7 protein-coding genes are annotated in these 12,367 nt (G+C 36.0%); all 7 read right to left on the bottom strand.

What is annotated here, in order from left to right; genetic code table 11:
* Positions 1–1,983 (bottom strand): Cna B-type domain-containing protein (locus PLX19_RS19240; RefSeq protein ID WP_272190392.1); only part of this gene is annotated, 1,983 nt, incomplete at its 3' end.
* Between the two features lie 743 nt (positions 1,984–2,726).
* Entirely contained in the window at positions 2,727–5,453 is a 2,727-nt protein-coding gene (locus PLX19_RS19245; RefSeq protein WP_272190393.1) for a Cna B-type domain-containing protein, read from the bottom strand.
* A gap of 1,732 nt (positions 5,454–7,185) precedes the next feature.
* Positions 7,186–8,856 carry an arginine--tRNA ligase gene (gene argS / locus PLX19_RS19250; protein ID WP_272190394.1) on the bottom strand — a complete coding sequence of 557 codons (1,671 nt, stop codon included), beginning with the start codon at positions 8,854–8,856 and terminating at the stop codon, positions 7,186–7,188.
* Positions 8,856–9,314: a DUF1934 domain-containing protein gene (locus PLX19_RS19255; protein ID WP_272190395.1), complete on the bottom strand. Its 459-nt coding sequence runs from the start codon at positions 9,312–9,314 to the stop codon at positions 8,856–8,858. Before PLX19_RS19255 ends, argS begins: the two co-directional genes overlap by 1 nt.
* Positions 9,315–9,599: 285 nt before the next feature.
* Positions 9,600–9,959, bottom strand: coding sequence for a YxeA family protein (locus PLX19_RS19260; RefSeq protein WP_272190396.1), 360 nt, complete (start codon positions 9,957–9,959; stop codon positions 9,600–9,602).
* 310 nt (positions 9,960–10,269) lie between these two features.
* Positions 10,270–11,145 carry an agmatinase gene (gene speB / locus PLX19_RS19265; RefSeq protein WP_272190399.1) on the bottom strand — a complete coding sequence of 292 codons (876 nt, stop codon included), beginning with the start codon at positions 11,143–11,145 and terminating at the stop codon, positions 10,270–10,272.
* Positions 11,146–11,442: 297 nt separating this feature from the next.
* Complete coding sequence (gene speE, locus PLX19_RS19270; RefSeq protein ID WP_272190400.1) at positions 11,443–12,270, bottom strand: polyamine aminopropyltransferase; 828 nt, start codon at positions 12,268–12,270, stop codon at positions 11,443–11,445.
* Positions 12,271–12,367: the final 97 nt, after the last annotated feature.

Below are 12,367 nucleotides of genomic sequence, written 5' to 3' on the forward strand. Positions count from 1 at the left end.
ATATGCTTTGCCGTCTGCATCGTACGCTTGGAGATTATCAAACGTGTACCTCCAATTGGTTGCTTCTGTTACGTCCTGTGTTTGAATCACTGTACCATTTTGTAGTAAATCTACTTTAATTGTATTCGGACGAGCTGCCGCGTTGTCGTCTTTCCATGTTTTTGTTCCTTCTACTTTTATTTGACCCACTTTTGTATTTGTAATGTTATAACCATTGACTTCTGATTTATATCCTACTACTTCTTGTTCTTTTACTTCGTACTTATATGCTTTGCCGTCTGCATCGTACGCCTGTAAATTATCAAACGTGTACTTCCAATTGGTTGCTTCTGTTACGTCCTTCGTGTCAACTACTTGACCGTTTTGTAGTAAGTCGACTTTGATTTTGCTTGGACGTTCTTTCGCATTATCGTCTTTCCACGTCTTCGTTCCTTCTACTTTTGTTTGACCAACTTTTGTATTCGTAATGTCATAACCATTCACTTCTGATTTATATCCATCTACTGCTTGTTCTTTTACTTCGTACTTATATGCTTTGCCGTCTGCATCGTACGCCTGTAAATTATCAAACGTGTACTTCCAATTGGTTGCTTCTGTTACGTCCTTCGTGTCAACTACTTGACCGTTTTGTAGTAAGTCGACTTTGATTGTACTTGGACGTTCTGATGCGTTGTTATCGTTCCAAGTCTTTGTTCCTGTAACAGATGTAGTCTTCACTTTATTTGAAATTGATAGTTTAATTCCATCTTTAGTATCTGCTTTCACTTCAAACTCTATTTTTTTCTGAGAATCGAAATCAATATATTTTGGAGCCGAAACCTCTTGCACATAATATTTACCTGGTGGTAAATCCTTAATTTCGATTATGCCTTTTTCATCTGTTTTATATCCATCTCCAAGTTGTTCACCTGACTCTTTATACAATTTAAATGAGACATTCGGTATTACTTTTTCTTCATCTCCTTCAAGATGCTTAACAATCCTTAACGTTCCTTTAGGAGGTAAATCACCTTGAGCACCACCGCCAGATGTTATATTATTGACTTCGGCACTACCCGACTCAGAAACCGGTTGTTTGTATAGAACTTGATAATTAATCTTATAATCATTCTTAAAAAACTCTTGGCTCTTTCCGCTTTCCGTTATAGCAGTTGTATAATAAATCTCAAATAAGGTAGCATGTGCTTTATCCCTATAAATCCCAACTTTAAATGAGGTAGGACTAGTAACCTCAATCCTTCCATAACCTTTAGCTTCAAATTCTTGCAGTGATAAGGCTGTACGGCCGATGCTACTATTCTCAATAGTTATCCTGAAACTATCTTTATTAAGTGTTTGACCTTCTTGTAAACTATCAGACACAAGAATATCACTACCTAAATATTCTTTGTTTAGGTTTATATTCAAGAACCAACGCACTTCATCAGTGTTATTTGTTTGAATATCACCAGTTTTGTAGAAAAACGGATCAGAGCCTGTACCACTACTGGTTGGACCAGCAATCGTTACAGTTTGCTTATTTAAAGTTGTACCTAAATTTGTTTCAACATCTTTCTTTTGGTCCGTCCCTACATTAGTAGCTTGAACCGTAAAATTAAAATACCCTTTAATATTGTGAAATTTCTCCACCATATCATTAAATGTACATACCACATTACTTGCACTTACTTGACAAGTACCAAAATTATTACCTTGTCCATCATTTAATGAAATCGTTGCGTTATACCCTTGTAATTCCGGAGGCAGTGTTAATGTTAGTGTGTCTCCAGCCTTCATCTTATTTCCAGATTTATCACTAAAAGTTACATTTAGTTTAGTCTGTTCTCCATATTTTAGATTTGTTTTATCAATCGTAAAACTATCTACAAATCCTGTTGTACTTAACTCTTGTGCATTAGCTATTATAGGCAGTAAACTCTGACCTATAGTAAACATAAAAATCATTATAATTGAAAAAATCGAAGTTGCTCTTTTTAAATGCATGTGTTCCCTCCTGTAAATTCTAAATATAGATACAGTCCGATACAAACAAACTATAACAATGGTTCTATTATTCAATGTCATTGGGATGCTTTACTTAATTCTCAATAAATATTATCCCTCTTTTTCAGTCCTTCTATCGCTTAGATAAAGTAACACTTCCATCCACGGGGGTCTGATCCACCTAGTTTTCTCGATGTATGTAGGCCTCAAATATTCTGTTCTATATTGTTTAACAAGAATAGATAAGGATACCGATGAATATATGGGAATGATTTCATATCACAAATACAAAGGTAGTAGATAAACAACCATGATAAAACACGTGACAGTTAGTCGTCTTATTATGCTGTTAGGAGTGCGAAGCTACTTCAACCGACTCTGATACGGATCTCCTAAAAAAGCAAGAAGTAATGTTTATAATTGAATGCAGCATAACCGCTAAAGGACGTTATAGCTGTAAAACGTGCTGGAATATTTGTATTCTAAAGGATAATTTTGAGGATACGCTTTTTGTTACCGTGAATCAGGATAGAATTAATCCTTCATTACAAATCACCCTACACACCAAAACAAACAAGGAAAAACTAACGAGGATTTTCCTACTTTTACGTTATTACTATGACACATTATTGACAAATATCTTTAGAATAAAAAACCCTTTAGGTTTCATTCTTTTCTTCACCTATCCATGAAGTTTCTTGAATGATTCCCTAAAGGGGCCATCTATAATACTCCAAAGCTTTTTATTGTTTCATTCGTTGACGAGCGAATAACATTCCCCCTAAAACGAACAATATCATACCTCCAACAATTGAAATCATCTCCGCTGGTGTTCCTCCCGTTTTAGGAAGTAATACTGTCGTTTTATCGTTTTCTTTATTGGATGGAACTTTTATATCGCTATTTGTGTTCGGATCTTTCGGATCTATGTTTGGACCCTTGGATGGATCTTTGGGATCTTCATCTGTCCATTCCGGAATCTTTGTATTTGTAATGTCATAACCTTTTACTTCTGTTTTGTAGCCATCTACTGGCTGCTCTTTTACTTCATACTTATATGCTTTGCCGTCTACATCATATACTGCTAAATCTTTGAATTCATACTTCCAGCCTTTTTCAGCTGTTACTTCTTGTGTTGCGATTACTGTGCCGTTTTGTAGTAAGTCTACTTTGATCATTTTCGGACGATCTTTTGCATTATCGTCTTTCCATGTCTTCGTTCCTTCTACTTTTGTTTCGCCTACTTTTGTATTCGTAATGTCATAACCTCTTACTTCTGTTTTGTAGCCATCTACTGGCTGCTCTTTCACTATATACTTGTACGCTACTCCATTTGCATCGTAGGCTTGTAGTTTTTCAAATGTGTACTTCCAATCTGTTGCCGCTGTTACTTCTTTTGTATCTACTACTTTATTGTTTTGTAGTAAGTCTACTTTGATCATTTTCGGACGATCTTTCGCATTATCGTCTTTCCATGTCTTCATTCCTTCTACTTTTGTTTCGCCTACTTTTGTATTCGTGATGTCATAACCATTCACTTTTGATTCATATCCTGCCACCGGTTGTTCTTTCACTTCATACTTATAGGCTTTTCCATTTGCATCATAAGCTGCTAAATCTGCAAATGTATACTTCCAATCATTTGCTGCTGTCACATATTGCGTAAGTAGGAACGTATCATTTTGGTATAAGTCTACCTTAACTGAGCTTGGACGATCTGTCGCGTTACCGTCATTCCACGTTTTCGTTCCTTCTACGTTTACTTCTCCTACTTTTGTATTCGTGATGTTAAAACCATCTACTTTGGATTCATATCCTGGTACTGGTTTTTCTTTCACTTCATACTTATATGCTACTCCATTCACATCATAAGCTTGCAGATTATCAAACTTGTACATCCAATTTGTTGCTTCACTTACTTCTTTCGTGTCAATCACTTGACCGTTTTGTAGCAAGTCGACTTTGATGGCTTTATGCTCTTCCTCTGTGCCACCTTTCCACGTCTTCGTTCCTGCAACGGATGTCTTTCCTACTTTTGTATTCGTAATGTCATAACCATTCACTTTTGATTCATATCCTGCCACCGGTTGTTCTTTCACTTCATACTTATATTCTTTACCGTCTGTATCGTAGGCTGTTAAATTTTCAAATTCATATTTCCAACCCGTTGCTTCACTTACCTCTTTCGTGTCAACCACTTTTTCATTTTGATATAAGTCGACTTTGATTGTTTTCGGGCGATTTTGATTGTCGTCTTTCCACGTCTTCATCCCTGTAATGGATGTAGTTTTCACTCTATTCGAAATCGGTAATTTAATGCCATTTACAGCATCTGATTTTACTTCAAACTCTACTTTTGCCTGCGGATCAAAATCAATATAATTTGGAGCTGAAACTTCTTGCACATAATATTTTCCTGGTGTTAAATCCTTGATTTCGATAATACCTTTTTCATCTGTTGTATATTGACCTCCAACTTTTTCGCCTGAATCTTTATACAAATTAAATGAAACATTCGGTATTACCTTTTCTTCACTTCCTTCAAGGTGCTTAACAATTTTTAGTGTTCCTTTTGAAGGTACATCTCCGCTAGCTCCACCACCAGCTGACATATTTTCGACTGGATAAGTACCCGAGTCAGAAACTGGCTGTTTGTCTGCTACTTGGTAATCAATTTGATAATCATTCTTAAAGAAATCTTGTTTCTTTCCAGCTTCTGTTATAGTAGATGTATAACCAATCGAAAATGAGTTACCATTCGCTTTATCTTTCGGAATTACAACCTTAAATGAGGTATCACCAGTAAACGTAATCGTCCCATAATTAGCTTGAAAATCTTGGAATGATATACTTTTCCGATCAATTCCATCATCAACGATTATATAGAAACTATCTTTATTAAGCGTTTGGCCTTCTTGTAAATTATCAGTCACAGTAATATCAGTCTTTAATTTTTCTCTGTTTAAGTTTATATTCAAAAACCAACGCACTTCATTATCATTACCTGAGTTCATATCACCAGTTTTATAAAAAAACGGTCTCTCTCCAGGATCTGTACCACCACTAGTTGGACCGGTAATTGTTATAGCTTGCTTAGCTACAGTTGTACCAAAATTTGTTTCAATCTCTTTCTTTTGGTCCGTTCCTACATTATCAGCTTGCACTCTAAAGTTTAAATACCCTTTAATATTTTGATATTCACTCACTTTATCATTAAATGTACATACCACAGTACCATTAGTGACTGTACAAGTACCATAATCATTTAAATTAAAAGTTGTATTTAATCCTGTTAATTCTGGAGGCAGCGTTAATGTTAGTGTGTCTCCGGACTTCAGCCTAAATCCATTTTTTTCACTGAAGTTTATAGTTACTTTCGTCTGTTCCCCGCTCTGTAGATTTTGCTTAATCGTAAAACTATCCACAAATCCTACTGTATTTAACTCTTGTGCATTTACTATTATGGGCATTAAACTCTGACCTATAGTAAACATAAAAATCATTATAATTGAAAAAATTGAAGTGATTCTTTTTAAATACACGCTTTATGTTACCCCCCTCTTAATTGCAATATAGGTAATTTTCGGGGTGAAGAGGCTATAACAAAAATTCTATTACTCAATGTCATTGAGCTATTTTATTTACATATGTTGAATAGCCATTATAATCTTCGTCTCTTTCCTCACCCCTTCTATTAATTCGAAACTCAAAATGTTACTTCTATATAAACTCATCTAATTTTTCCTAATATATCTAAACAGTTAAATTATTGATTTGTACTATTTAACAAGAACAAATTTTAAAAGGATCTATGGCAACCATTCGCCTTGTTATGTAAGAGTATTATGTGGTAGAGATTGCAAAACTTCTTCATATCCATCGCAAAATGCTAAGTACGTAAAAACTCTAATGTGGGCAATATGGACGAGCCATTTCGCAATAAATATGCATCTAGCCACCTTACTTAATGATTCTCCAAATGAAGAACAAGAAGTACGGCGTATGACACAAGTCGAAAAAAACAGCTTTGAAGCGTGCTAGTATACTCGTATTCTAAAGAATGTCATTGAAGATAAGTTTTCTGTGACCATGAATCGAAGTGAAATCAGTCATATGCTAAATTTAGAGATACAAAACTGACCTACACGCCGAAACAAACTGGTAAGAAAAACAAGAAGTATTTTAACCTCAGCGCTATATGATTAAAAACGCTCCGGACGAAGTTTTTATTATTCATCTATACGGATAAATAATCATATTCTCCAAATCTGAATACAGTACAAACTTGAGGTAGTAAAAAAGCGTAATTGCCAACCAAATTTATATGCATTATGCAGAAATACATCAGTCAGTATTTTCATTTTTGGAGTATATAAATGTGTATTACAAAAAAGGTCTTCGCCTACTGGTTTTTATGTCGAAGAATGAAAGTAAAATTATATACAATAATTTTTCTAAAGAGGAATTAAATCTAAGAATCGAGATATTGACATATCTTAATGATTAATGGTAATATCGAAATTGAAAGATTTATATCCTTTCATTACCCTTATCAAATTATGAAAAATTAAATTGTACCGCACGTACTATATAAATTCATTTTGATTTATCAACATATAATTCGTTATTATGCAGAATAAAACATGAGTTGCATTCGCGCTTTCTACCTTTATTCTCACCCTTACATGTAGCAAGAAAAAGTATTGACCACCATTTATGCATGATTAACTACCCTCGCTTACCTAAACAGAAAGAGGGTTCTTATGTCATTTTTAAAATTTTATATTTGAGACACATAATTCCCTAGTTAATTGATTAGGTTAAACGTGTTCAAAGTTACTTGCTAATCGTTTAGACACTTGGTTAGATGAAGTATTATTTTAAATATGTGAAACATAATTTATAACAATCAGGTCATTCCTCCCCCTAAACAGAAATTATTTCTCAAGCCTATTATTCTAAAGTAATTACAAAAAAGCAATATTTTCTATTTTTTACGTCAATAATATTACACATTTTTGACACATATATATTTAGAACAAAAAACCGAAAACGATTTCTTAGGGATAATTTTCCAACATCAAACTGTATATGCGATATTTCTTCATGACCTTCCAAATTTCTTATTTTTAATATCTGATCAGTCTATAGACTGATCAGATATTTTTATATCACTTCTAAATAAAATAGATATATTCTTCATTACATCTTTTCTGGTGCAGATACTCCAACTAATGCTAATGCATTTTGAAGTGTAATGCGTACTGCACGCATTAAATCGTAACGAGCTTTGCTTAATTCTAAGTTATCCTGGTTTAATACTTTTTCTGCATTGTAGAAGCTATGAAGTGCTGCTGCTAAATCAAATGCATAGCTTGTAATACGGTGTGGTAGGCGCTTTTGTGCTGCTTCTGCAACTGCTGCTGGGAATTCACCCAATTTCTTTAATAAGTCTACTTCTTTCTCTGAAGCAACTAATTTGTAGTTCACATCGCCGCCTGCAGCTAATCCAAGTTCTTCACCTTGGCGAAGAATACTGCATACGCGTGCATGTGCGTATTGAGCATAGTATACAGGGTTTTCATTTGATTTTGATACCGCTAAGTCCATATCAAAGTCTAAATGAGAGTCACCGCTGCGCATTGCAAAGAAGTAACGCATTGCATCCACGCCCACTTCTTCCATAAGCTCACGAAGTGTAACAGCTTTACCTGTACGTTTACTCATTTTTACTTTTTCACCGTTTTGGTACAGTTGTACCATTTGAATGATTTCTACTTCTAATGTATCTTTATCGTATCCAAGCGCTTGAATTGCTGCTTTCATACGAGGAATGTAACCGTGGTGGTCAGCGCCCCAAATGTTAATTAATTTATCAAAACCGCGCTCTAATTTATCACGGTGATATGCAATATCTGGCGTTAAGTATGTGTAAGACCCATCGTTTTTAATTAATACGCGGTTTTTATCATCACCGTAAGTTGTAGAACGGAACCATGTTGCGCCCTCTTCTTCAAACACTTCACCGCGCTCTTTTAATACTGCAAGAGCTTCATCAATTTTACCGTTTTTATATAATGATGTTTCAGAATACCAAACATCAAAATTTACACGGAAGCTTCCTAAGTCCTTTTGAAGCTTTTCTAGTTCATATTTTAAACCGTACTGACGATAGAACTCATAGCTTTCTTCTGCGTCTGCTTGCACGTAACGATCGCCGAATTCTTCTGCAAGACGCTTACCAATTCCGATAATATCAGCACCATGGTACCCGTCTTCTGGCATTTCTTTTTCTAAACCTAACGCTTGCATGTAACGAGCTTCAACAGAAAGCGCTAAGTTATGAATTTGATTACCTGCATCGTTAATATAATATTCACGAGATACATCGTAACCTGCTTTTGCTAATACGTTACATAGCGTATCACCAACTGCCGCGCCGCGTGCATGACCTAAGTGAAGGTCACCTGTTGGATTTGCAGAAACGAACTCAACTTGTACTTTTTCACTTTTACCTGTGTTTGTTTCACCATAAGCTTCGCCGGCTGTAATAATTGCAGGGATTAAATCTGTTAAATAACTGTTATCCATGTAGAAGTTAATGAAACCAGGACCAGCAATTTCGATTTTTTCAATAGAAGCTTTTGCTTTATCAAAGTTTGCAATTAATTCTTCTGCAATCATACGAGGTGCTTTTTTCGCTACACGTGCAAGTTGCATCGCCGTGTTTGTAGAGAAATCACCGTGTGTTTTATCTTTTGGCGTTTCTAATATAACGTTTGTAATTTGTTCTTCTGTCGCTAATTCTGCTTTTACTACAGCCTCCTTAATTTCCTCTTTAATGAGTTCTTTTACTTGTTCTAAAGAGTTCATTATTGTGCCTCCTTAAGATTAATGGTAATTGTATATCGGCCTGCTTCTTGTTCACTTAGAAGCAATGCATACGTTAGAAAGAGTTGTCCCTTTTTCTTTTCTTCCGACCATTTAAAAAGGACGTTATCTGTTTTCGTTTGCAATGCAAACGTTCCAAGCTCACTTGTATACGTTCCTGTTGTCCACTCACCTTTTTTATGAGTTTGGCGCATCGAAACAGCACCGGAACGCATAATGAGAACTTGATCATCTTGGATTTTAATAATTGTCTTCACTTCGCCTTGTTCGTTCGGCTCTTGAAACGTTACATATGTACTTTGACCTTTTACATAGTATAGACCATTTATATCAAAAGCAATAGTTTCCTTTCGCACTCCCTCACGAATTTCTGTTACAAAGTGAACTTGTACTGGTAAGCCTGCAAGTTGTTGCTTCTCCACGTCTTGCACACCTTTCAAAATGTTATAGATATAGCATTTGTCTAGCTCCAGTGTCTAGAATATTCGGCATTCTTCTTCACCTATTCCAGACAAGCTACTGAAGTTTTCCTAAAAATAAAACACTCTTTCTATCATATCAAAAAACAGTGGTGTCTGTCTGCTGAAAGCTGTATTTCCAAAAACAATTTATACAATTTGCTTTCTAAATTGGCAGAAAAAAGAAAATCCCCACTCATAATCACGATATTACGATTATCCATGTGAAAAATAGAAAACCAAGTTCTTTGCAAACTCAGTTTTCCACTATTTCTTCAATTTTTCTAGCACATTTGTTGGCACTTCATTCTCCCGCAATTCAGCCCATCCTTGACCTTGGCTTCCTTTTGCATAGATTTTCAAATATTCTCCATGGCGCAATTCACGATTTATCATTTTTTTCACAACTTGCTTATTTCCTTCTCTATCATAAGCAGTAAAAGCATACAAATACGAATCTCCTTTTTTTTCACCTTGATTTGAGACAGCATAACATGCCTTTACTTCCTTGTTTGAAAAAAAGTTATCTACAAAGGCTTGCAAACCTTCTGTTTTTGATTGTAAATAAAAGGCTCCTGCCCCGCATAAAATAGCAACTACCACTACAACTTTCAATATTGTACGCATAAAGCTTTTCACCTCTTACGTAATAATTCCTTATTATTATCTTCAGTATAAAATTTATATAAGATAGTCACTATCGATTTTCCTTACACTTTCCTTACATCATTGTAAGAAAAGGTACTGAATATATGTTCCGATGAAAAAGCGACATAAAAAAGGCTATTTCGAATTCATTCGAAATAGCCTTCGCTTTTATTTTATCTAGCTACGCCTCCTAGGCCCTCGCGTCTAAGAACCTTCCCCGCCAAAAAGTAAAAAGCACTTTTTGCGAGAAAGAACCTTAGCCACCAGGCCTAAACAGTCGGCTTCGCTTTTATTTCTGCACCCATCCAAGTAACATTTCGCGCACAAATTTACTTGCTGCGATTGGTGTTTGATCACTGTGATCATATATAGGAGCTACTTCTACTAAGTCTGCTCCAACTACGTTTATATTTGAATTTGCAATTGCAACAATGGAATCTAATAGTTCTTTTGATGTAATACCACCAGCTTCTAACGTTCCTGTACCAGGAGCATGAGCTGGGTCTAATACGTCAATGTCAATTGTGACATAGACTGGGCGTCCTGCAAGTGTTGGCAATACTTTCTTTAATGGTTCTAATACATCAAATTTGTATAAGTTCATACCAACTTCTTTTACCCACTCGAATTCTTCTTTCATACCAGAACGAATCCCGAAAGAATATACGTTTTCTGGGCCAATTAAATCGCACACTTTACGAATTGGTGTAGAGTGAGATAAAGGCTCACCTTCATAAGATTCACGTAAATCTGTATGAGCATCCATATGGATGATCGCTAAATCTGGATATTTTTTGGCCATTGCCTTAAAAATTGGCCAAGACACTAAGTGCTCACCACCAAGACCTAGCGGAAACTTACCCGCATCTAATAGTTTTGTTACATATTCTTCGATCATGTCTAAGCTACGCTGTGCATTACCGAAAGGAAGCGGAATATCACCCGCATCAAAATATTTAACTTCCTCTAGTTCACGATCTAAATATGGACTATATTCTTCTAATCCAATTGATACTTCACGAATACGTGCTGGGCCAAAACGAGAGCCAGGACGATAACTTACTGTCCAATCCATTGGCATCCCGTAAATAACTACTTCAGCATCTTCAAAACTTGGATGACTTTTAATAAATACTTTACCTGAATAAGCTTCATCAAAACGCATATTCTTTTCCTCCTATCTGGAACTTAAGGTATCCCAACCTTTCATTTTGTCTCAAATTTGGAGCTATTGGCTCCTCTTTATCGATTTACCACGTCCTTCCCTGCGCGAAGGACGAAACTCCTTCTGCGGGAAAGACCCTTAGCCAGCAGGCCTAAACAGTCGGCTCCGCTTTTCTTACTGTCTAGCTCCAGCGGCTAGAATGCTTGGTGGCTTCGCGCCTTCCTCCGAGGCAAAAAAACGCCTCTCTGTCAGGAGCTCCATCCCCCTTCCATTCTGAGCAAGCCGCTTCCGCTTTTCTTACTTAATCAAATCCCCAACGAATTTCGGTAATGCAAATGCTGCTTTATGAAGTTCTTTTGTGTAATACTTCGTCTCGATTTCGTGGAAACGCTCTTCACTTACTTCTAACGGATCATACTTCTTAGATCCGATTGTGAATGTCCAAAGTCCACTTGGGTATGTTGGAATGTTAGCTGTGTATAGACGCGTAATCGGGAAGATTTCTTTTACGTCTTTAAACACGTTTGAGATTAATTCCGGTGTAAACCAAGGGTTGTCCGTTTGCGCTACGAAAATACCGTCTTCTTTTAACGCTTTAGAGATTCCAGCATAGAATCCTTTTGTAAATAAGTTTACAGCTGGACCTACTGGCTCTGTAGAATCAACCATAATTACATCATACTCATTTTCACTTTCAGCGATATGCATAAAGCCATCGCCTACTTTTACATCTACGCGTGGGTTTTCTAATTCACCAGCAATTTCTGGTAAGTACTTTTTAGAGTATTCGATTACTTTTCCATCAATCTCAACAAGTGTCGCTTTTTTCACGCTTGGGTGTTTTAATACTTCACGAATAACACCGCCATCACCGCCACCAACAACTAAAACGTTTTCAGGGTTTGGATGTGTAAATAATGGTACGTGCGCTACCATTTCGTGATATACGAACTCATCCTTTTGCGTTGTCATAACCATGCCATCTAAAATAAGCATGTTACCGAATTCTTCTGTTTCAACCATATCAAGCTTTTGAAATTCTGTTTGCTCCGTATGTAAAGTGCGGTTAATACGCGCTGTAATTCCAAAATGCTTTGTTTGTTTTTCCGTGAACCATAGTTCCATTGTGCGATCACGCCTTTCATTGCAATTTATAATGTGGATACACCATTAATGTCCCCTAACAAAAATAAAACAAAACATATAAAATGTATAGTTAAAA

This window comes from Bacillus sp. BP-3, assembly GCF_028401955.1.
In the GTDB taxonomy this organism is placed as follows: domain Bacteria; phylum Bacillota; class Bacilli; order Bacillales; family Bacillaceae_G; genus Bacillus_A.

Excerpts from the sequence above, each read along its gene's own strand:
- PLX19_RS19245 (WP_272190393.1), bottom strand. The coding sequence starts at position 5,453 with ATGCCCATAATAGTAAATGCACAAGAGTTAAATACAGTAGGATTTGTG.
- argS (WP_272190394.1), bottom strand. The coding sequence starts at position 8,856 with ATGAACTCTTTAGAACAAGTAAAAGAACTCATTAAAGAGGAAATTAAG.
- PLX19_RS19260 (WP_272190396.1), bottom strand. The coding sequence starts at position 9,959 with ATGCGTACAATATTGAAAGTTGTAGTGGTAGTTGCTATTTTATGCGGG.
- speB (WP_272190399.1), bottom strand. The coding sequence starts at position 11,145 with ATGCGTTTTGATGAAGCTTATTCAGGTAAAGTATTTATTAAAAGTCAT.
- speE (WP_272190400.1), bottom strand. The coding sequence starts at position 12,270 with ATGGAACTATGGTTCACGGAAAAACAAACAAAGCATTTTGGAATTACA.